The organism is Pseudomonas sp. F2 (genome assembly GCF_057174385.1).
Genome location: NZ_CM169904.1, coordinates 1,235,325 through 1,256,600 on the forward strand (window position 1 = coordinate 1,235,325; position 21,276 = coordinate 1,256,600).

16 protein-coding genes are annotated in these 21,276 nt (G+C 62.4%); 3 read left to right on the plus strand and 13 right to left on the minus strand.

The genetic code is table 11. From position 1 onward, the window contains the following. Window positions 1–2 precede the first annotated feature (2 nt). Window positions 3–2,234 (plus strand): 1,4-alpha-glucan branching protein GlgB, encoded by a 2,232-nt coding sequence (gene glgB, locus AC193Q_RS05395; protein ID WP_121185278.1) that lies wholly within the window; start codon window positions 3–5, stop codon window positions 2,232–2,234. Window positions 2,235–2,381: 147 nt separating this feature from the next. On the opposite strand, the gene AC193Q_RS05400 is transcribed toward glgB, so the two are convergent. Next, the gene (locus tag AC193Q_RS05400) at window positions 2,382–3,164 is read right to left on the minus strand and encodes an endonuclease/exonuclease/phosphatase family protein (protein ID WP_095669223.1); all 783 of its coding nucleotides are present in this window, start codon (window positions 3,162–3,164) and stop codon (window positions 2,382–2,384) included. Window positions 3,165–3,850: 686 nt separating this feature from the next. Between AC193Q_RS05400 and AC193Q_RS05405 the strand changes: the two genes are divergently transcribed. Both AC193Q_RS05405 and AC193Q_RS05410 read left to right on the plus strand, forming a co-directional pair. After that, window positions 3,851–4,222, plus strand: a complete 372-nt coding sequence (locus AC193Q_RS05405) for a DUF6124 family protein (RefSeq protein ID WP_483879265.1) — start codon at window positions 3,851–3,853, stop codon at window positions 4,220–4,222. A 145-nt stretch (window positions 4,223–4,367) separates the two neighbouring features. Then, the gene (locus AC193Q_RS05410; protein WP_121187749.1) at window positions 4,368–4,727 is read left to right on the plus strand and encodes a DUF6124 family protein; all 360 of its coding nucleotides are present in this window, start codon (window positions 4,368–4,370) and stop codon (window positions 4,725–4,727) included. 57 nt (window positions 4,728–4,784) lie between these two features. On the opposite strand, the gene AC193Q_RS05415 is transcribed toward AC193Q_RS05410, so the two are convergent. From AC193Q_RS05415 to AC193Q_RS05470, 12 genes are all read right to left on the minus strand, one after another. Further along, window positions 4,785–5,543, minus strand: coding sequence for a PIG-L deacetylase family protein (locus tag AC193Q_RS05415; protein ID WP_047294177.1), 759 nt, complete (start codon window positions 5,541–5,543; stop codon window positions 4,785–4,787). A 157-nt stretch (window positions 5,544–5,700) separates the two neighbouring features. Beyond that, entirely contained in the window at window positions 5,701–6,387 is a 687-nt protein-coding gene (locus tag AC193Q_RS05420; protein ID WP_041067035.1) for a glycosyltransferase family 2 protein, read from the minus strand. Continuing rightward, window positions 6,384–6,983, minus strand: coding sequence for an SAM-dependent methyltransferase (locus tag AC193Q_RS05425; RefSeq protein ID WP_047294179.1), 600 nt, complete (start codon window positions 6,981–6,983; stop codon window positions 6,384–6,386). Before AC193Q_RS05425 ends, AC193Q_RS05420 begins: the two co-directional genes overlap by 4 nt. Next, complete coding sequence (locus AC193Q_RS05430; RefSeq protein WP_121185284.1) at window positions 6,980–7,753, minus strand: PIG-L family deacetylase; 774 nt, start codon at window positions 7,751–7,753, stop codon at window positions 6,980–6,982. The genes AC193Q_RS05425 and AC193Q_RS05430 overlap by 4 nt, the downstream gene beginning before the upstream one ends. After that, complete coding sequence (locus AC193Q_RS05435) at window positions 7,750–8,748, minus strand: acyl-CoA dehydrogenase family protein (protein ID WP_121185286.1); 999 nt, start codon at window positions 8,746–8,748, stop codon at window positions 7,750–7,752. The genes AC193Q_RS05430 and AC193Q_RS05435 overlap by 4 nt, the downstream gene beginning before the upstream one ends. Before the next feature lies 1 nt (window position 8,749). After that, a complete protein-coding gene (glgX, locus tag AC193Q_RS05440) occupies window positions 8,750–10,909 on the minus strand; it encodes a glycogen debranching protein GlgX (RefSeq protein ID WP_041067046.1) in 2,160 nt (719 codons plus the stop codon). A gap of 243 nt (window positions 10,910–11,152) precedes the next feature. Continuing rightward, window positions 11,153–11,473, minus strand: a complete 321-nt coding sequence (locus AC193Q_RS05445) for a DUF2934 domain-containing protein (protein WP_483879266.1) — start codon at window positions 11,471–11,473, stop codon at window positions 11,153–11,155. Window positions 11,474–11,500: 27 nt separating this feature from the next. Continuing rightward, window positions 11,501–14,269 carry a malto-oligosyltrehalose synthase gene (locus tag AC193Q_RS05450; protein ID WP_483879267.1) on the minus strand — a complete coding sequence of 923 codons (2,769 nt, stop codon included), beginning with the start codon at window positions 14,267–14,269 and terminating at the stop codon, window positions 11,501–11,503. After that, window positions 14,266–16,344 carry a 4-alpha-glucanotransferase gene (gene malQ, locus AC193Q_RS05455; RefSeq protein ID WP_483879268.1) on the minus strand — a complete coding sequence of 693 codons (2,079 nt, stop codon included), beginning with the start codon at window positions 16,342–16,344 and terminating at the stop codon, window positions 14,266–14,268. Before malQ ends, AC193Q_RS05450 begins: the two co-directional genes overlap by 4 nt. Beyond that, window positions 16,341–18,143, minus strand: coding sequence for a malto-oligosyltrehalose trehalohydrolase (gene treZ, locus AC193Q_RS05460; protein ID WP_483879269.1), 1,803 nt, complete (start codon window positions 18,141–18,143; stop codon window positions 16,341–16,343). Before treZ ends, malQ begins: the two co-directional genes overlap by 4 nt. A gap of 17 nt (window positions 18,144–18,160) precedes the next feature. After that, the gene (gene glgA / locus AC193Q_RS05465) at window positions 18,161–19,747 is read right to left on the minus strand and encodes a glycogen synthase GlgA (protein WP_095666664.1); all 1,587 of its coding nucleotides are present in this window, start codon (window positions 19,745–19,747) and stop codon (window positions 18,161–18,163) included. Window positions 19,748–20,322: 575 nt separating this feature from the next. Next, a complete protein-coding gene (locus tag AC193Q_RS05470) occupies window positions 20,323–21,276 on the minus strand; it encodes an NAD(P)-dependent oxidoreductase (protein ID WP_315437774.1) in 954 nt (317 codons plus the stop codon).

Below are 21,276 nucleotides of genomic sequence, written 5' to 3' on the forward strand. Positions count from 1 at the left end.
TCATGAGTGTCTCGAACAAGGAACAGGGTCACGCTAAAGAAGCGTTATTGCCGACGGCGCAAGACATCGACGCGTTGGTACGTGCGGAACATCGCGACCCGTTTTCCATTCTCGGCCCGCACGGTGATGGTGCCGGCGGGCAGTTCATCCGCGCCTATTTGCCGGGTGCGTTGAAAGTTGAAGTGCTGGACAAGGACAGCGGTGAAGAACGTGGCGAACTGACCGCCACGGAAACCCCGGGGCTGTTTGTCGGGCACTTCGCCCAGGCCCGGCCCTATCTGCTGCGCACGCGCTGGGCCGGCGGCGAGCAAGTGGCGGAAGATCCCTATAGCTTTGGTCAGTTGCTCGGCGAAATGGATTTGTATCTGTTCGCCGAAGGCAATCACCGCGATCTGAGCAGTTGCCTCGGCGCCCAGCTGCAAACCGTCGATGGCGTTGACGGCGTGCGTTTCGCCGTGTGGGCGCCGAACGCCCGGCGCGTCTCGGTGGTCGGCGATTTCAACGTGTGGGACGGGCGTCGCCATCCGATGCGCCTGCGCCATCCATCCGGGGTCTGGGAGTTGTTCATTCCGCGCCTGCAGGCGGGGGAGTTGTACAAATACGAGATCCTCGGCGCCCACGGCATTCTGCCGCTGAAGGCTGACCCGATGGCGCTGGCCACCAGCCTGCCGCCGGACACCGCCTCGAAAGTCGCCGCGCCGTTGCAAGTCGACTGGCAGGATCAGGAATGGATGAGCGGTCGTCGCGAACGGCAACAGCATTCGCAGCCGCTGTCGATCTATGAGCTGCACGCCGGATCGTGGCAGTGTGAACTGGACGATCTGGGCGAAGTCGCCCGACAGTACACCTGGCCGGAGCTGGCCGAGCGGCTGATTCCTTATGTCAAGGAACTGGGCTTCACCCACATCGAACTGATGCCGATCATGGAGCACCCGTTTGGCGGTTCGTGGGGCTATCAACTGCTCTCGCAATTCGCCCCGAGCGCGCGATATGGCACACCCGAGCAGTTCGGCGAGTTCGTCAACGCCTGTCACCAGGCCGGAATCGGGGTGATTCTCGACTGGGTACCGGCGCATTTTCCTACCGATACCCATGGTCTGGCGCAGTTCGACGGCACGGCGTTGTACGAATATGGCAACCCGCTGGAAGGCTTCCATCAGGACTGGGACACGCTGATCTACAACCTGGGGCGCACCGAAGTACACGGCTATATGCTGGCATCGGCCCTGCACTGGTTGAAGCACTTTCACGTGGATGGCCTGCGCGTCGATGCGGTGGCCTCGATGCTTTATCGCGATTATTCGCGCAAGGCCGGCGAGTGGATTCCGAACCGCCACGGCGGGCGCGAGAACCTTGAGGCGATCGATTTCCTCCGGCACTTGAACGACGTGGTCGAGCTGGAAGCCCCGGGGGCGCTGGTGATCGCCGAAGAGTCTACCGCCTGGCCGGGCGTCAGCCAGAGCACCCAGCAGGGTGGCCTCGGTTTCGCTTACAAATGGAACATGGGCTGGATGCACGATTCGCTGCACTACATTCAGCAAGACCCGGTGTACCGCGCGCACCATCACAACGAACTGAGTTTCGGTCTGGTCTACGCCTGGTCCGAGCGCTTCATCCTGCCGATTTCCCACGACGAAGTGGTGCATGGCAAGCACTCGTTGATCGACAAGATGCCCGGCGATCGCTGGCAGAAATTTGCCAACCTGCGCGCCTATCTGAGTTTCATGTGGACTCACCCGGGCAAGAAGCTGTTGTTCATGGGCTGCGAATTTGGCCAGTGGCGCGAGTGGAACCATGATCAGCAACTGGACTGGTACCTGCTGCAATACTCGGAACACAAAGGCGTGCAGAAACTGGTCGGCGACCTCAATCGCCTGTATCGCGAAGAACCGGCGCTGCACGATCAGGACGACGCGCCGCAGGGCTTCCAGTGGTTGATCGGTGATGACGCGATCAACAGCGTGTACGCGTGGCTGCGCTGGAGCAAAGACGGCAAACCGGTGCTGGTGGTCGCCAACTTCACCCCGGTGCCGCGTCAGTCGTACCGCGTCGGCGTGCCGTTTGCCGGACGCTGGAATGAACTGCTCAACAGCGATGCCGACACCTACGCCGGTTCCAACTATGGCAATGGCGGCGGGGCGTTTACCGAAGAGGTGCCGAGCCATGGGCAGTCGCTGTCGCTGGAACTGAATCTGCCGCCGCTGGCGGTGTTGATTCTCAAGCCGGAGGGCTAGTCCAGCCACCGCTAACCCTGTGAGAGCGGGCTTGTCCGCGAAGAGGTCGGAACATTCAACATCTCTGTTGCCTGATCCGCCGTCATCGCGGGCAAGCCTGCTCCCACAGGCGTTTTCGGTGATCCGGGGATCGCTGCCGCAGCAGGATTACAGGTGCACTTCCACCGCCAGTGGCAAGTGGTCCGACAAATGCGTCCACGGTTTGTTGCCGAGGATCTGCGGGTCGTGGCTGCTGGCATTGCGCAGGTAGATGCGGTCCAGGCGCAACAGTGGAAAACGCGCTGGATAGGTCTTGGCCGGACGGCCATGGTGGCGTTCGAACGCTTCGTGCAGGTAATCGCGGCGGGCGAGGGCGACATTGCCTTGCAATTGCCAGTCGTTGAAGTCGCCGGCAATGATCACCGGCGCGTCCTCGGGCAAGGATTCGAGCAACTGGCAAAGCAGTTGCAACTGCAACTGGCGATGGCTTTCCAGCAGACTCAGGTGCACGCAGATGGCGTGGACTTCGGCGTGGCCCGGTACGTCCAGCACGCAGTGCAGCAGGCCTCTGCGCTCGGGGCCGGTGATCGACACGTCGAGGTTGCGGTATTCGCGGATCGGGTATTTTGACAGCAGGGCATTGCCGTGATGGCCATCGGGGTACACCGCGTTGCGTCCGTAGGCAAAATCGCTCCACATGCTGTCGGCAAGAAATTCGTATTGCGAGGTTTGTGGCCATTCGTTGTAACGGTTGGAATGGCGCTCGTGTTCGCCCACGACCTCCTGGAGAAACACCAGATCGGCCGAGGTGCTGCGCACCGCTTCGCGCAGTTCCGGCAAGATGAAGCGCCGATTGAGGGCGGTGAAGCCCTTGTGGGTATTGACCGTCAGCACGCGCAGGCGATGAATGACGGGGGCGTCGACGGCGTGACGCTCGGGATCGCTGGACACGTTCACTCCTCTGAAAAAACGGCTTCCTGTTCATGCGACTGGTCTGTGCGCGGGCAGTTCCTTCCAGATGCCTCAGGCCGTAACACAAATCACCCGAGCCGCCAGAAAACCGGTGGCAGCGAGCCTGCTTGCGAAAGCGGCCTGCCGATCGACCAATCTCTGACTGAATGCACTCGGTCAAATTGTGGGAGCTGGCTTGCCAGCGATGACGGCTCACAAGCCGACCAACCTCCCACTGAATGCAAGCATTCCAACTGTGGGAGCGAGCCTGCTCGCGAAAGCGGCCTGCCAGACAAAATCAAAACAACAGAGCAAACCCCGCACATAAACATAACCGCGCAACCACGTTTAAAGTACACGAACCGTTACGCCATACCGGCTACAACGCCTTGCGCCGTTACCTACGCGTACGCCAGAATCCGCCGGCTTACACGGCTATGCGTTGGGCTTATCGTTTCCCTGTCACTGGAAAACAGTGATCGGGTTTGGTAGCCCATTTCGGTACGGTCGTATGGCGTCACCTTATGTAGCCTCTTTTTGGGGCTCAGTTTTATGGTGGACATGCGTGGGGCTCATTCGTGAGCGCCGGGTTCCGTATCGACCGGTCTACCAACCCGCGCATGGCCGCCACCCATCGTTTGGTAGCGAGGGTGATGGCTCCTATTTCTCGATACGGAGTTTCATCCATGTTCAAAGCCACGCCCAATCCCCCGGACGCCTCAATCCCGTACGACCCGGCCCTCGACCCGCAGAAGATAAAAGCGGCAACCGACCGCGCCATCAACTTCTACCTCAACTCCGGCGCCCTGAAGATCTCGATCCCTTCAGCCTCGTCACGCAAACCCAGCAGAATCTTCCTCATCGACCCCACCGTGGACGAGGAAACCTTGCTCGTCGAAGCCTGCGAATCATTAGCCGCCGCCAGCGACATGGCCCGGGACATCAGCGACGTCGCCGACCACCCACAGCGCCGGGCCATGCTGATGCTGCATCAGGTGATCATGCTCAGTGAACTGATGGTCAACCGGGTACTGGACAGCCGCCGCGTGCTGAACTAACTGACCGGCCCCCCTGTAGGAGCTGCCGCAGGCTGCGATCTTTTGATCTTGTTTTTTTAAAAGCAACATCAAAAGATCGCAGCCTGCGGCAGCTCCTACAGAGACTCATTTTTTCAAAGTGCCTCGATCGGAGTTCCAACTGATGATGCCCGAAACCACCCCCAATCCACCCGCTACAGACCCGGTATCACCCTACGAATCCCTCAACTCCAGAAAACTCCACGAAGCTGCCGAACGCGCCCTCGACCACTACCTCGCGCCCGCGCACATCATGGCAACGCCGTACACCCCCAGCAGCATGTTCCTGGTCAACCCGCAAACCGATACCGAATCGCTGCTGGCCAACGCCTGCGAGTCCCTGGCCTCGGCCACGGTGATGCTCGGTGATTTCGCCGGCACGCTCGAAGGGCCGGGCCGTCATACGGTGTTGGGCATCGCGCAGGTGGTGATGCTGGGGGAGCTGGCGGTGAATCAGGCACTGGATAATGTGGTGCCAAAGGAATAGGCGCCGGCAGTACTGGCCTCTTCGCGAGCAAGCCCGCTCCCACAGGGGAAACGTGTTTCAGATGAGCACGATTTCGTACGGCAAGCGCATGCGCTCGAGGATCACCCGCGGCAGCATCGGCGCAATGCCGATCGCCGGTTCGCCCTTGAGCTGGCTGGCATAGGCGTGGGTGGCGTGACTTTTGCGCGCCACGGTCCAGGTGTCGAGTCGCAGTTTGCGCGCACGTTCCCAGGGAATCAGGTTCTGCTCGCGTTCCGGCCAGTGCCAGGCCCAGACCGGCACGTCATGGAAGGTCGCGCCGACTTGCGCAGCCGCCTGGGCACTGGCACGGCCGACCGCTTCATGGTCGTCGTTGCTGTCGTTGCGCCAGGTGCTGAACACCACGTCGCCGGGGCGCAGGTAGCGCGCGATGAAGTGGGTGATGTCAGCCTCGCAGTCGAGCAGCGCGTTGTCGGTAAACCCGCCGCGTACCCATTTCAGACTGTGCATCGGCAGGCCGAGCCGGCGCAGGGCTTCGACGCTTTCCTGGGGACGGAATACGCTCAGGCGTTTTTCCGACCATTGTCGTGAACCCGGATGGCTGGCGCTGCCGTCGGTGATCGACAGCAGTTGCAGCGGATGACCGAGGCTGGAAAGCAGTTGCAGGAGACCGCCACAGGTCACCACTTCATCACCCGGATGCGGGGCGACCACGACGGCACGGGCACCGGGGGGAACGAGGCTGTGGGTGTTGATGACGGGAATGTTGTCCAGCTGCGGGGCGCTGTTCCATATCTGCGCCGGCAGCGAGTGTTCGCTGAGGAATAACGGTTTCATGGGTATTACGTCCTTGTTGTCTCTGGCCCTCAGTCGTGCAGACACCGTGGAAAACCAGGTGCGCGCGACCCGTGAAGGCGGATGAATTGCCGTGCGTCGCTCCGAACCCTGGATTGCCGCGCAGCAGAGTATTGCTCATGAAAGTTGATTCGTCGCGTCACAGATCAATCTGATCCGCTTTTTTTATGTCTATCTGTACCATTTTCCGCAAGTAATCACCGAATCCACCCCGGGCTCGGCTGTCCAGACGGGCGCTGGTGTGCACTTGCGGGCGATGACTCCAGGCGATGTCGGCACCGGACAGCTCCAGTTGCCGCACCAGTTGGACATCTTCATCGCAGGCCAACGGTTTGAAACCCCCGGCCCAACGATAGGCGTCTGCGCTGATTCCGAGGTTGGCACCGTGAATGTGCCGATGCCCGTCACGCGCCTGATAGTGGCTGTGATAGCGGATTTGCGCGGCTTCGTCGAACGATTGATCCCAGTGTTCGACGGTTACCGTGCCGCATACCGCGTCGGCGCCCAGGCCCAACTGCGCCACCAGCCAGTCGTCGGCCACGCGGCTGTCGGCGTCGGAGCAGGAGATCCAGCGTGCACCACGCTCCAGCAAAACCTGCGCGCCGGCGGCACGGGCTTGGCCAACGTTGCGAGCGTCGATGTGCAGGCTCAGTACCGGAAAGCCGCTGACGATCTGTGCCGAACGGTCGGTACAACTGTCGAGCACCACCAGCACCTCCACCGGTTCGCCGGCCAGCAGTCCGTGTTTGCTGGCGCGCAGGGCGGCTGTCAGGCACTGCTCGAGCAAGTCTTCTTCGTTGTGCGCGGGAATCAGAATGCCAATCATCGCAGGCCCTCCAGTGCGGCCACCGAGCGCGGCTCGCGGCTCCAGACCTCAAGGATGAAGTCGGCTTCCTGATGCAGCGCCAGACGCGGCAGCGGCAATTGTTCGTGAATCAGGTCATGCACCTGGCGGGCATTGAGCGGGCAGCCGTCGATGGGCGGGCGCCAGTGGCACGCGAGCAATTGCCCGTCTGCGGTCAGGGAATCGCTGATGCGCCGGATCACGTCTGTCAGATCCTGGGCATCGAGGTAGTAGCCGATTTCGCTTAATACAATCAGGTCGAATTTTTCTTCCGGCCAGTCGCCGGGCAGGCGACTCTGGCGGACTTCGGCGTGGTCGAACAGGCTCAATCGGCTGCGCGCCAGATTCACCGCCGCGCTGGCAGTGTCGCAACACAGCAGGCGGTCGCAGCGGCCAGCCAGCTCGGCGCTCAATTCGCCATTGGCGCAACCGGGTTCAAAGATCGCCCGATAATGCGCGCGGGGCAGGGCCGCGAGGGTGATCGCGCGTTTGCGTTGTTCGTACCAGCGCTCGCGAAACGCCCAAGGGTCATCGCTGGCGCGGAACAAGCCTTCGAAGTAGCGATCATCGACACTCACAGGAACACCACTTCGAAAGGTTGCAACAGCCGATCCAGCACGTACGGCGCCAGCACCGGTTGCAGCCCGGCTTGCGGGTCGCCTTCCAGTTGGCTGGCAAAGGCATGCACTGCGTGGCGTTTGCGCGCCACTTGCTCGGGTGATAACAGGATTTTGCGTGCGCGCTGCCACGGCACCGCGGCGTCCTCGGGGGAAGCCCAATGCCAGGTCCATACCGGCAGTTCGTGGCAGGTGGCGCCGACCCGGCGTGCGGCTTCGATACTGGCACGGCCGGCGGCTTCGTGATCGCAATGACCGTCCTCGCACCAGGTGCTGAACACCACATCGCCGGGGCGCAGGTGGCGTTCGATGAACGCAACCAGCGATGGCTCATCCGCAGCGACCTGGCTATCGCTGAAACCGCCGCGCAGCCATTTCATCCGGTGCAGAGGAACGCCGAGACGGCGCAGGGCTTCGGCCGATTCCTGCGGCCGCACCACGCTCAGACGTTCCACCGGCCAGCGCTCGGAGCCGGGGTGACTGGCGCTGCCATCGGTGACCGAGATCAACTGCAACTGACGCCCGGCGGCGGCCAGCAACTGCAGCATCCCGCCGCAGCCGAGCACTTCGTCGTCCGGGTGCGGCGCGACAATCACCGCCCGCGCGCCCGGTGGCACCAGACTGAGGACATCGACGCTGTCCAGCGCCGCCAGGTGCCGGGAATGTTGCCATTGCAGCAGGGACGTGCCTTGGTGGCCGATGATCGGATCGGGTTTGTTCGCGACATTCATAGCGTCCACGCCTCCTCAGGGTATTCGGCCAGCGCTTGGCCGAGCGCGGCAAGGTCACGCTCGGCATGGCTCTGACGCAGGAACACCGGCAGATCGGCGTTCAACCGGGCGAAGTGTCGATCCTTGCAGAATGGTCCGGCCCCCAGCGCCCGGCCGACATCGCGCATCACCTGCTCAGCGGATTGTTCGACCACCGCGCGGGCGCGCTGGGCCAACAGTCGGGCATCGGCTTCGGGGTGCGCATCGATGTGCAGCGCACTGAAACGCAGCACATTCGCCGCTGCGTACAACGCCGCATCGACCGCACCGAGGTGGGCGAGGGCGTGTGGCTCCTGGCGTTGCGCGCAGTGTTGCCGCAGTGCCTCGGCGATCTGCCGCGCCGCGCCGTACCAGCACGCCGCGATGCCGATCCCGCCTTGCCAGAAACCCGGACGTTTCAGGTAGTCGCCGGGTTCGCCGATGGCCTGGGCTTCGGCGCCGTCGAACAACACTTCGACGCTGCCGGTGGCACCCATGCCGACCGCTTGCCAGCCCTGATCGGTGATGGTCACGCCCGGTTGATCAAGCGCCACCGCCACCAGTTGCTGACGATCTTCGGCGTCCCACGCGGTGAGCAGCGCATGGCTGAGCACCGCCGCCCCGGAACACCAGGCCTTGCGCCCGTCGAGACGCACCATGTGCCCGGCCGGTCGCACGTGCACCCGCGCCTGCGGCGGTTCCGCCGCCCACATGCCCCAAGTGCTGCCCGGCGTGGGCGTACCCCCCAGCTGCTCGATGATCGCCAGTGCGTCGGTGTGGCCTTCGTAGAGTTTGCACAAGCCCAGGTCGTGTCCGCCGACTTCGGCCAGACGCTGAAAACGCTCCAGCGTAAGGCCGCTGCCCGGTAACGGCAGTTGATCCAGCCCGGCTTCGACCAACGCCCGCAGGCAGTGGCCGAGGGCGGCGGTGTCGGCGTAGTCCGGCGGGCGGCGCGCCAGATAGTGTTGCAGGTCCATATCAGTCTTCTTCTTCGCGTTGCAGTTCGAACAGCAGCAGCGAACGGCCGGTGACCGAGTATTCATGGCCGAACTCGAAGCGCTCCTGACCGCGAATGGCCGGCTGATTGGTGTCGATCATGCAGGTCCAGAAACTGCCTTCCGGCACTTCCGGCAGGCTGAAATTGACGATGTCGTGATGGGCGTTGACCACCAGCAGCAGCGTCGCGTCGGCACCCTTGCGGCGGATCCCGGTCTCCTGCGCACGGCCATCGAGCAGCATGCCCAGGCAACGGTTATGCGCGTCATGCCAGTGTTCGGTGGTCATCTCGGTGCCATCCGGCGCCAGCCAGGTGACGTCCTTGACGCCGATGTCCTCGTTGTATTCGCCGACCAGGAACCGCCCACGGCGCAGAATCGGATAAGCCATACGCAATTTGATCAGGCGCTTGACGAACTTGAGCAGCGCCTTGCCATCCTCGCTCAGGTCCCAGTTGACCCAACCGATCTCGCTGTCCTGGCAATAGGCGTTGTTGTTGCCGTCCTGCGTGCGGGCGAACTCGTCGCCGGCAACGATCATCGGCGTGCCCTGCGACAGCAGCAGCGTGGCGAAGAAGTTGCGCATCTGCCGGTGGCGCAGCGCGTTGATCTCCGGATCGTCAGTCGGGCCTTCGACGCCGTGGTTCCACGACAGGTTGTTGTTGCTGCCGTCCTGGTTGTTCTCGTCGTTGGCCTCGTTGTGCTTGTCGTTGTACGACACCAGATCGTTGAGGGTGAAACCGTCGTGGGCGGTGATGAAATTCACCGACGAATACGGCCGTCGCCCGCGCTGGTTGAACATCTCGCCGGACGCGGTCATGCGGCTGGCGAAGTCGGCAACCTGGCCATCGTCACCTTTCCAGAACGCGCGCACGGTGTCGCGGAATTTGTCGTTCCACTCTACCCAGCCCGGTGGGAAGTTGCCGACCTGATAACCGCCGGGGCCGCAGTCCCACGGCTCGGCGATCATTTTCACTTGGCGCAGTACCGGATCCTGACGGCAGGCGACGAGGAAACTGTGGCGTTCGTCGAAACCGTCGTGATAACGCCCGAGAATCGTTGCCAGGTCGAAGCGGAAACCGTCGACATGCATTTCGCTGGCCCAGTAACGCAGCGAGTCGGTGACCATCTGCAGCACGCACGGGTGGCTCAGGTCGAGGGTGTTACCGGTGCCGGAATCGTTGATGTAGTAGCGCTTGTCGTCCGGCATCAACCGGTAATACGAGGCGTTGTCGATACCGCGCATCGACAGGGTCGGGCCTTGTTCGTTGCCCTCGGCGGTGTGGTTGTAGACCACGTCGAGGATCACTTCCAGATTGGCCTCGTGCAGGTGCGCGACCATTTCCTTGAACTCGGCGATCTTGCCGCTGGCCAGATAGCGCGGGTCGGGGGCGAAGAAGGCGATGCTGTTGTAGCCCCAGTAGTTGGTCATGCCCTTGTGCAGCAGGTGCTGGTCATTGACGAACGCGTGAATCGGCAGCAGTTCCACCGACGACACGCCGAGTTTGCGGATGTGTTCGAGCACATCATCGACCATCAACCCGGCGAAGGTGCCACGCACGTTCTCCGGCACCGACGGATGACGCATGCTGATGCCGCGTACGTGGGTTTCATAAATGATGGTTTTGTCCCACGGCACGCTGACGCGATGGTCGTTACCCCAGGTGTGCGCCGGGTCGATGACCTTGCATTTGGGCACGAACGGCGCACTGTCGCGCTCATCGAAACTGAGGTCGGCGTCGGGATGGCCGATGGTGTAACCGAACAGCGCCTCGGACCATTTCAATTCGCCAACCAGTTGCTTGGCGTAGGGGTCGATCAGCAGTTTGTTGTGGTTGAAGCGGTGGCCGTTGGCCGGGTCATACGGGCCATAGACGCGGTAACCGTAGATCAGCCCCGGGTGGGCGTCGGGCAGATAACCGTGGTAGATCTCGTCGGTGTATTCCGGCAGTTCGATACGTTCGAGTTCAACTTCGCCGGCGTCGTCGAAGATGCACAACTCAACCTTGGTGGCATTGGCGGAAAACAGCGCAAAGTTGACCCCCAGACCATCCCAGGTCGCACCGAGCGGGAAGGGCAGGCCTTCACGGATTCTCGACGGTTCAGCGTGCGCTGCGGGCTCGGCTTTTTTTGGACTGGTCATGATTGCTCCTGCAAAACGGGTTGGTTCGAATAATCAACGGTGGGAAAAGAATCTGTGGTGAGGGGATTTATCCCCGATGGGTCGCGCAGCGGCCCTGTGACTGCTTTGCAGCCGATCGGGGATAAATCCCCTCACCACAGACATCTCTCCCTGACAGGGGTTATTGGGTTTTTTAAGGACGAGTTGTCCCTGCGTGGCGGGCGAACCCGCCACACGGTCATTCAGTTCGATAATCCGGGTGTGTCAGTTGGCCGGGGGCTTGCGTGGGACGCGGGGCTTTTTCTCGGCGGCTTTCTCACCCGGCGGGACGACTTTGGCGGCGCCTGCCGGTTTGGCTTTGGCGGCCGCTGGCGCCTTGGGCTTGGCCGCCGGGGCCTTGCTGTCAGTTCCTTTGCCGGCAGTCTTGCTGCCCGCTGCCTTCGGTGCTTTCTTCGGCGCCAAAGCCTCGGCTTCAGCCAGTTTGCGCGCCATCTCCCAGTGGCGTGCTTCATGACCTTCAGGTTTGCCCTCTGATTCCCAGATCTGATAGGCGAACTCGCGGATGCGTTTATCGTCGGTACTCATCGCAATGCTCCTGAACTGAACTCGTCGTTACGTAAAGAGTTGGATAAACAGATTGACCGGGATATCCCCCAGCGCGGCGCTGACGTTCAGCTCCCTGTTTTTTGTGACTGCGCTGCTGTGAAAAAGTCCCTTCAGGTTTGTGTCGGAGGCGGCGAACGGTAAAACCACCCGCGTATCGCCCCAGCGCAGCGCATCAACTTGAGGGACGGCACCGTTTTCCAGCAGCGTCGCGCAGCGCACCGGGACGATCACGATGGCGTACATCCCCTCAAGCTCACGGGCAAACGCGAGCACGTTGTGCGCCTGGCTGCCCAGTACCTCCAGGGCCTGGTACGCGCCGCGCCGGAACAGCTCGGCGTGTTCGACGCGCAGGTTCAGCACCTCGGCGATCAGCGCTTGCTTGATACGCCCGTCACGCCAGTTCGCCAGCAACGTCTCGACTTCAATGCGTTGATGCAGGGCCTGCTCGCGAGCGGCGTAGTCCACCGGCCGGCGGTTGTCCGGATCGACCAGGCTGAAATCCCAGAACTCGTTGCCCTGATACAGATCCGGCACTCCCGGCACCGTCATGCGCAGCAAGGTTTGCGCCAGACTGTTGAGGGCGCCGGCCGCAGCGATGCTGTTGACGGTCTTGCTCAGCGCGGCGCGCAGCAGCTCGCCTGCTTCACCGGTGAGCAGGCGTTGAGTGAACGTCTGCGCAGCGTTTTCATAGGCTTCATTCGGCGCACTCCAACTGCTTTGCAGCTTGGCTTCGCGCAGGGCTTTCTGCTGCCATTGCCAGATCCGCTCGGCGTAATCGGCCAAACCGGCCTGATCGTCATCGCGCAAGTGCAGCGGCCAACTGCCGAGCAGGGCTTGATAGAGGATCAGTTCATCAGCGGACGAGGGCTGTTGATCATCGTCACGCAGCGGACGGGCGAGGGCGCGCCACAACTCGACCTGTTCGGCGTACCAGTGGCTGCGCTCGCTGAGCACCGCCAGCCGCGCCCGAGTGTCCTCGCCGCGTTTATGGTCATGGGTGGCGGTGGCCAGCAAGTTGTCGGGAAACGCCTCCATGCGCTGTTGATTGATCGCGTGGAAGTCACTCAGCGGTGCGCTGAACTGTTCGGTGTTGTAGCCGACGTCGTTGCGCGACAGCAGCACCGCCGAGCGATACAGCGCGGTGTCTTCCACGGCTTTGGCCGCCGCTGGGGAGGTCAGTTGCTGGAAACGTACGCAGGCGTGCTTGAGAATCTTGCGCGAGCGCCCGCGCGGGGTGTGCCGCCACGGCGTGCCACCGAGCCATGTGGCCACGCAGTCGAGCACCGGCCAGTCGCCTTCGCTCAGGGTCTGCCGGGCGCCGTCCATGGCTTGCTGGAAGAAGTGTTCATCCTGCGCCGAGCGACCGAGGGCACTGATGTAAGTGCGATATACCGGGAAATGCACGATCAGCGCCTGCAACACACGGCGAATCGCGCCGAGGGTCAGGTCGCGGGTCATCAGGTCGTCCCGGGCAACCTGCAGCAGCGCCTGAGCGACGCTTTCGAAGTCGCTGGCCAGCGAGCCATTGAGAATCTGCTGGCGCGCCAGTTGCGCTTCTTCGATGAACGCCGCCGGACGCTCGGTACGTCGCTGCCACAGATCGCCGAGAACGTGTTCGCCATCAGGGTCGTGTTGCAGCAACGAGAGCTGATTCATGAACTCGTAACCGGTGCTGCCATCCACTGCCCAGTCGGTGCGCAGCGTTTCGCCTTCACCGAGAATCTTCTCGACGTAGATCGGCAAGTGCCGTCCCGGCGCGAGCAAGTCGAGGCGCCGCCGCAACTTGCGGCAATAGCCACGCGGGTCGGCGAGGCCGTCGATGTGGTCGATGCGCAAACCGTCGACCAGCCCTTCGGCGATCAACTGGAAAATCTTGCCGTGAGTCGCTTCGAACACCGCCGGGCGTTCGACACGCAGGCCGCCGAGTTCGTTGATGTCGAAAAAGCGCCGCCAGTTAATGTCATCCGCTGCGGTGCGCCAACTGGCCAGACGGTAGCTCTGGCGTTCGAGCAATTGATGCAGCTTGTCGAAACCTTCGGCAGTGGTGGAATCGTAATGCGCGAGACTTTCCTTGATCGCTGCGAAGATCTGCGGATCGCTTGCCAGCTCCTTCAATTCAGCTTTGAGCGGCATCGCCAGCGCATGCGCGTCGTTCTGGTAGCTCAACGCACTGAAACGATCAGCCAGTGACTTCAGCGTCTCAATGGGTTTGAGCAGTTCACCGTAGTCATTCGGGCAGATCGGGAAGTGGTGTTCGTAATGCTCGACGTAAAAGCGCCCGTGCTGTGCGTCGAAGTGCAGTTTCAGCGTGCCTTCCTGCAACGCGACGCCGTAATCGCTGCCGAGAAACGGCAGCAGCAACTGGCCTTCCATCAACGGATCCGGCGAGTGCCACTGGATGTCGAAGAACTCGCCGTAAGGGCTGAGTCGGCCCCATTCCAGCAGGTCGAGCCACCACGGGTTGTCCCCGCCGCCGACGGCCATGTGGTTGGAGACGATGTCGAGGATCAGCCCCATGTTGTGTTCGCGCAGGGCGCTGACCAGACGCCGCAGCGCCGGTTCGCCGCCGAGTTCTGGATTGACCTGGGTCGGGTCGACCACGTCATAGCCGTGCATCGAGCCGGCGCGGGCCGCGAGCAGCGGTGAGGCGTAGAGGTGGCTGATGCCGAGGCGGGCAAAATACGGCACCAGCGGCACCGCGTGTTCCAACGTGAAACCCTTGTGAAATTGCAGGCGCAGGGTGGCGCGCAGGGGCTGGATGAGCGTCTGGTTCATTGGTCACGCTCGGCAGCTTGCAGGCGGGCACAGGCCAGCAGTTCCAGACGCCGCGCAGCATCGGTGCCGTCGAGCAATGCTTCGCTGTTGCCAGGCAGGCGCCGCGACCAGTTCGGATGGCTGTCGATGGTACCCGGCAGGTTGGCTTGTTCGTCGATGCCCAGCGCATCCTCCAGCGGCAGCAACACCAGCGGCGCGCGGGTGTGGCCGAGGAAACGCACGCTGGCGTCCACCACCTGATCGGCTTCGTGGGACTCTTCGCGAAAGTTCTGCGGGTCCTGACTCAGGGCTCCACGCAGGCCTTCGCGTTCGCGCTGGCGATGACGGCGCCAGTCGATTTCACCGTTGGCATCGACAAAGCCCAGGCGCGCATTCCAGTCGATGTCACGGCCGTGCCACCAACCGTTGAGCGTCGGCAGATCGTGGGTGCTGGTGGTCGCCAGCGCGTTGTCCGGCCAGTCAAGGATCGGCTTGAAACGGGTGTTGTCCTGTTCAAACAACAGCACGCGCATACCGAGAATCGAACGTGCGCTGAGCTTTTCCCGCAGCCCCTCGGGCACCGTGCCGAGGTCTTCGCCGAGGACGATGGCCTGATGCCGATGGGATTCGAGGGTCAGCAGACGCAGCAGGTCGTCGAACGGGTAATACAGATAAGCGCCATCGGCCGGAGCGGCGCCATTGGGGATCACCCACAGGCGTTGCAGGCCCATCACATGATCGATGCGCAGTCCGCCGGCATGGGCGAAGTTGGCCCGGAGCATGTCGATGAACGCGCGAAAGCCGTTGCGTATCAGGCCCTCGGGGGAAAACGCGGAAATCCCCCAGCCCTGACCAGAGCGGTTGAGAATGTCCGGGGGCGCGCCCACGGTGAGCGAGGCGAGCAATTCGTCCTGAAAGCTCCAGGCCTGACTGCCGGCGCCGTCGGCACCGACCGCGAGGTCGGCGATCAGGCCGATGCCCATGCCGGCGCTACGGGCAGCCGTCTGCGCGCGCTCCAGGCAGCGGTGGATCAGCCATTGGCAGAAGGCGAAGTAACCGATGCGTTCGGCATATTCCTCGGCAAAGGCTTCAAGGGCGGCACCGCGCGGGTCGTGCCAGTGTTCCGGCCATTCGCGCCAGTCGAGGCTTTCGCCACGGGCGGCGCGCATTTCCTGGATCGCTTCGAAGCGGCAGTGGTTTTCCAGCGCTTCGCCACCGGCATGACGGAAACTGGCGAAATCCGGGTGCAACGGATGCTCGCCGGCGACAAAACCATCGTACAAGGCTTGCAGCAATGCCTGTTTGGCGTTGGCGGCGGTCGGCCAGTCGATCAGTTTCGAATCTTCCAGTTGGCGAAATTGTTCCGCCAGCCCGCTGGCGTCGATCGCATCGCGCAAGGCCCGTTCGCCAAGGATGGCGCCCGGTGCGGCATACAGGGGGTTGAGAAACAGACGGCTGGAGGGCGAGTAAGGGCTGTAGCGCCCGGTATCGGCGCTGAACATCGCGTGCAACGGACTGATCGCCAGCGCATCGGCGCCGCGTTCGCCGGCTACACGAGCCAGTTCCTCCAGCGCCTGGGTGTCACCAAAGCCGCAGTCGCCGGGGCGACGCAGACTGTACAGCTGCGCACTCAGACCCCAGACGCGAGGGATCGGGTTGTCCACCGCATCGCCCACGCTGAAGCAGCGCTCGGGGGCCACGGCCAGAGTGAAATACTGATCGGCGATATGCACCTGCTGATAACCGACCGGGATCAAGCCGGGCAGTTTCGCTTCGGCGTCGAGTTTGAGTTTGAGGCGTGAGCCGTCTTCGAGGTGGATTTCGCAAGGCGTCTCGGGCTCGAAATAGCGAGCCAGATCAACGCCGACCCCGACATCGGCGGTCAACAGCGGCGGCAAGTGGCGATCTTGCTGTACTTGTTGCAGTTGCAGCAGGCTGGCATCGATTTCCTGCGCGGTGTTGGCCGGATGACCCAGCCCGGTAAGAACGTTGCGCAGTACCGCCGGGGCGACTTTCTGCGGGCGGCCGTTGGCGTCGATCCAGTCGACGGCGAGGCCGGCGCGGCTTGCGAGTATTTCCAGTTGCGCATCGCTCATAGGCGCTCTCCATCCAGAGGTTGCAAGGGGGTTGCGGCCGTGAGGCTGACAAGCGCGCAATACGCGGGCAGTTGGCCCGGTTCCGACAGGGCAACGGCGGGCGGTTGCTGAAACAGCCACACAGCGTCGCTCTGTGCTGGGTTGACCACTGGCGTGTCGCTGAGGTTCAGGTCAATTCGCAGCTCACTGCCATCGCCCAGGCGCCAGCGCGCACTGACCGCGCCACGACCGAGCATGTGCGCCCCGAGCGCCTGAGTGCCGGACAGGTTGGGAATGATGTATTGATGGCGCAATTGCAGCAGGCGTCGGTACAGCGCGAGGGTTTCCTGCTGTTTTGCGCTGCCGCTGCCGACCAGGCGTGGCTGTGAGGCGTGGAAGGTCTGTTCAGCATTCGGATCAGGAATTTTTTCGCGCTGGTGCGGATCGGTGAAGGCGCTGAACGCGGCGAACTCATTGCGCCGGCCTTCGCGCACCAGATCCGCCAGTTCACCGTGGTGGCTGGTGAAGAACAGGAACGGTTGCTCGGCGGCGAATTCATCGCCCATGAACATCAGCGGGATCATCGGTGACAGCAGTAACAGCACAGTGGCGGCCTGCACGGCGCGTGGGTCGGCCAGGTGATGCAGACGTTCGCCGAAGGCCCGGTTACCGATCTGGTCGTGGTTCTGCAGAAACAGGATAAAAGCGGTCGAAGGCAGGTGTTCACTGGGCTCACCGCGAGGCTCGCCGTGGCGGGTGATGTGGCCTTGAAACACGAAGCCCTGGCTCAGGCAGCGGGCCAGTTGCTCAGTGGGTTGCAGCGCATAGTCAGCGTAATAGGCATCGGTTTCGCCGGTCAGCAGCACGTGCAGGGCGTTGTGCCCGTCGTCGTTCCACTGGGCGTCGTAATCCTCTTCGAGCAGACTCGACTGGTTGAGCTCGTTTTCCACGGTCAGCCAGACGTGACGCGACGGATCGATCTGTTGACGGATGCGTTGTGCCAGCTCCGGCAGGAAATCCGGGCTTTCGATCGCATGCACTGCGTCCAGGCGCAGACCGTCGAAACGGTATTCGAGCACCCACATCAGCGCATTTTCGATAAAGAAGTCCCGCACTTCACGGCGGCGGAAGTCGATCGCCGCCCCCCAGGGCGTGTGCTTGTCCTCGCGGAAGAAGCCTTTGGCGTAGCGACCGAGGTAATTGCCGGCGGGGCCGAAGTGGTTGTAGACCACGTCGAGAATTACCGCGAGACCATGGCCGTGGGCGCTGTCGATCAGGTGTTTGAGTTGTTCCGGGGTGCCATAGGAGGCTTGCGGTGCGAAAGGCAGGACGCCGTCGTAACCCCAGTTGCGGGTACCGGGAAATTGCGCGACAGGCATCAGTTCGATGGCGGTAATCCCCAGCTCGACCAGACGTGCCAGATGCTGCTCGACTTCCGCAAAACCGCCGAGTGCGCCGACGTGCAGCTCGTAGATCACCGCTTCGCTCCACGGCCGGCCGTGCCAGGTGGTGTGCCGCCATTCGTAGGCCAGCGGATCGACCACCACGCTGTGACGGTCAAGATCACCGTCCTGAGCACGGGAGGCCGGGTCGGGCACCTCCAGTTCACCGTCGATGTTAAAGCGGTAGCGGGTGCCCGCCGGGCACCGGGCCTTGATCACGAACCAGCCATCGCCCTGCGGCAACATCGGCAGGGACTGGCCGTCTTCAAGTTCGACACTGACGTAAAACGCATCCGGTGCCCACAGCGCAAACTGAGTGTGTTCGGCGTCCTGCATGATCGCGCCGTGGGGCCAGTTTTCTTGGGTCCGTAACGGCATCGTGAAAGCTCCTTGAGTTATTTGTGGCCGGCTTTACCCAGCGCCTTGGCGACCAGTCGTTCGTAGAGTTCGGCGTAGGGTTCGACCGCTTTGCACCAGTTGAACGGCGCGGCCATGGCCCGGCAGCGCATCGCGTTGAGCAATTCGGGGAAGGCGAAGACCTTGAACGCACGGCTCAGGGCTTCGCGGTAGCTGTCGGCGGTGGATTCGTCGAAAAGGAAACCGGTGACGCCATTCTCGATGGTGTCGGCCAGCCCGCCGGTATTGCGCGCCACCGGCAACGAGCCGAAACGCTGGGCGTACATCTGACTGAGGCCGCAAGGCTCGTAACGCGACGGCATCAGCAGGAAATCGCTGCCGGCGAACATGCGGCGGGCGTCGGTTTCATTGAAGCCGATGCGCACGCCGATCTGCCCGGGGAAGCGCAGCGCCAGCTCACGCATGGCCTGTTCCTCTTCCGGCTCGCCACGGCCGATGATTGCGATCTGGCCGCCGTTCTGCACGATGTATTCGGAGACGGCTTGCGTCAGGTCCAGACCTTTCTGATAGACCAGTCGCGAAACCACGGCAAACAGCGGGCCGCTGGAGTCGCTCAAACCAAACAGTTCACGCACATGGGCGGCGTTGATCGCTTTGCCTTCCCAGTCGCCGATGGCGAACGGCGCGAACAGGTGCGGATCCGTCGCCGCATCCCAGCTCTCGTCGATGCCGTTGGGAATGCCGCTGAGCAAGCCTTGCTGGGTCTTGGCGGCGAGGAAACCGTCGAGACCGCAGCCGAAATCCGGGGTGGTGATCTCTTGCGCATAGGTCGCGCTGACCGTGGTGATGTGGCTCGAATAGGCCATGCCAGCCTTGAGGAACGACATCTTGCCGTAGAACTCCATGCCTTCCTGTTGCAGGGCATGGGTCGGGATGCCGAGTTCCGGGCACGAGCCGAGGCTGGTCACGCCTTGATAGGCCAGGTTGTGAATGGTGAACAGGGTCGGCGTGCGCTGCCCGCGCCAGTGCATATAGGCAGGGGCCAGACCGGCCGGCCAGTCGTGGGCGTGCACCAGATCCGGGCACCAGTGGATTTGTGCGAGGTTGGCGGCGATGTCGGCAGCGGCCAGGCCCAGGCGGGCGAAACGGATATGGTTGTCGGGCCAGTCGCGACCGTTGTTGGCGCCGTAGGGCGAGCCTTCACGTTCATACAGTTCAGGGCAGATCAGGACGTAGATCACCAGTCCGTCCGGCATGTCCATGCGCCCGATCTTGCACGGGGGCAGCGCGGCATGGCCGCCGAGTTCGCCGATGATATGGATCGGGTTCTCGCTGTGCATCACCTGCGGGTAACCGGGGATCAACACCCGCACATCGTGCAAGTGCGCCATGGCGCGGGGCAGGGCGGCGGAGACGTCACCCAGACCGCCGGTCTTCACCAGGTCGGCGATTTCCGAGGTGACGAACAGCACTTTCTTCTTGTTCGGATTCTGGCTGGCGACCGGCGTCAGCGTTTTGGTGCCCGGGACGTTGATCGACCGGCTGCCGGGAAGACTCATGGTGCTCGATTCACCAACCGCCTGCTGAGCACGCTCTCCCTGAATATCCAATGCCGCACTGATCATATGAATCTCCCGTGTCGTTGATCTGATTCTTGTATCGAACAAGCTGTGGCCAAATCCTGTGGCCGGGCGCAAACGCGCCACGCATCGGTGAGCAAACGCTACCCAACACGCGCAAGCAGAATGGGTGAAAGGGCCGTTGCAAGGATTGCACCAGTCGCGTTGACCCTGCCTTTCAGATGACCCGCCGCCATCGGCAAAAGTTTCGACAATTTTTCGGCTTTGTGACTGACCGGTTTTAACCCGCGAAAATCAGTCTAGGCCAGATCCTAGAGCGGGCGAGAGCAAACGGGTAAATTGTTCGACAATCGGTTTGCAGGCAGCGAAAACCGTGGTGTTCAACCCGGAACGCACCGACGAAGGGCAGGTTTTTTTGCTGGGGAGGGCTAAAACGGTGACTGGCCGGTCACGATTTTGTGCTAGCGGAAAGGCAAGGTGCACTGTTGTGGTGCGGTCAGTTTGTTGATCTGCTGAACACGGATGCACCTGTAGGAGCTGCCGAAGGCTGCGATCTTTTGATCTTGTTTTTAGTAAATCAAAATCAAAAGATCGCAGCCTTCGGCAGCTCCTACACGGGGTCAGTTGAGGATCCTGATTGGATTATCCGCTGCCCACCCCTGAATATCCTCGATCATCTGTGCAAAGAACTGCGCATAGTTCTGTCGGCTGACATACCCCACATGCGGTGTGGCCAGCACATTGTCCAGTGTGCGAAACGGGTGCAGTTCAGGTAGCGGTTCCTGATCGAACACATCCAGCGCCGCTGCAGCGATCTTGCGTTTCTGCAAGGCCTTGATCAGCGCCGCTTCATCGACGATCGGCCCGCGGGCGGTGTTGACCAGCAGCGCGCCGGGTTTCATCCAGTCCAGCGCCTGTGCGTCGACCAGCCCACGGCTGCGCTCGCTCAATACCAGATGCACCGACAGCACATCGGCCTGCTCGAACAGTTGCTGTTTGCTGACCCGGGTCACGCCGACGGCTTCAGCGCGTTCGGCGGTGAGGTTCTCACTCCAGGCAATCACGCGCATGCCAAACACCTGACCGAATTGCGCGACCTTTTGACCGATGCTGCCCAGACCAAGAATGCCCAGGGTCTTACCGTGCAAATCACCGCCCAGCCCTTGCTGCCAGCCCCCGGCGCGCAGGGCATTGGCTTCGTTCAACAGATTGCGCGTGGCGGCCATGATCAGCGCCCAGGTCAGCTCCGGCGCCGCGTGCTTGTAGCTGTCGGTGCCGCAGACCTTGATCCCGAGGTCGGCAGCCGCCTGCATGTCCAGCGCCGCGTTGCGCATGCCGCCGGTAACCAGCAGCTTGAGGTTGGGCAGGCGCTGCAGCAGGTCCTGGTCGAAACGCGTGCGCTCACGCATTACGCAGATCACCTGGTACTGGCCAAGACGTTCGGCCAGGGTGGCATTGTCCGCCGGGTAGTCGTGCACAAACGTCACTTCGCCGATGCTGTCGAGCACCGACCAGTCGACCACGTCCCGCGCCACGTCTTGCCAGTCATCGATTACTGCAATCTGCACCGCCAT